The sequence below is a fragment of the Pseudoalteromonas sp. S558 genome (assembly GCF_005886635.1).
GTDB classification, from domain to species: domain Bacteria; phylum Pseudomonadota; class Gammaproteobacteria; order Enterobacterales; family Alteromonadaceae; genus Pseudoalteromonas; species Pseudoalteromonas aliena.
On the sequence record NZ_PNDU01000337.1, the window covers coordinates 1 to 828 of the forward strand.

Genomic DNA, 828 nt, shown 5'->3' on the forward strand with positions numbered 1-828 from the left:
TAGAATCATATTTGGATCAATATTCATTACGGGAGATGAACCGCCCATTGCGGACCCGCATGATGGGTGGTGTGGGGGCTGGAGGTTAGAGACCTCCGGCTACCCGATTAGCTTTATAGTGTATGTTTTGATAATGGAAAGTTATATATTGAACCTTCAGCTATATCTAATGTTTCCTTAATATACATGTTGTATACAAACAAATTTCGTTTTGCAATCTTTGATATTTCTGCATCACTTATAAGCTTCCGAGATGCCAATATTTTAAGGGCCTGAATTTCACACTCCTCAGATCCAGCATTCCCAGCAACGACAGTAAGCCAAGGTATACATTCTTCAATTGTGTCATTATCATAATATGCAATAATGCTTGTGATGATATTAGATGTCCACCATAGATCTGTGGTTTCTCGCATTGCAAAAGATATTACTCGTACAACTTCTTTTTTACCAAGAGAAACAAAGTATTGATATATTTCTCCTGCTATTGGCCAATTAGGGTCTGCAGTCCAATCAAGCAATTCTTCAAGGTACTTTTGGTTATCAGGATACCCTATGGATATTATTTTTTTTACTGACTCAATATCTGATTTATCTTTTATCATAATGATTCCAGAGAAGCTAACGAGCCTGTAGATTAACTCGTTTTTAAATTTGTTTTTATTGATAAACAAACCATAGCTGAGTTCCTATTTTGGTTCAATCTATTACTGTACTTTTACGCAGCATATAAAGAAGTGTTTGATATTGTTTTAATTGGCGTTTTGGAAGGGATTGCAGGTGTCTGAGTGGCTTATTTGAGGTTAAAAGTGTAGTGGTACAGTGATT

At 35.9% G+C, this 828-nt stretch carries 1 protein-coding gene; it reads right to left on the reverse strand.

What is annotated here, in order from left to right; all coding sequences use genetic code 11:
• Positions 1 to 113: 113 nt before the first annotated feature.
• Complete coding sequence (locus CWB66_RS18710) at positions 114 to 605, reverse strand: DUF5071 domain-containing protein (RefSeq protein WP_138586548.1); 492 nt, start codon at positions 603 to 605, stop codon at positions 114 to 116.
• Positions 606 to 828: the final 223 nt, after the last annotated feature.

Coding starts and splice junctions, on each gene's coding strand:
- CWB66_RS18710 (WP_138586548.1), bottom strand. CDS start 605: ATGATAAAAGATAAATCAGATATTGAGTCAGTAAAAAAAATAATATCC.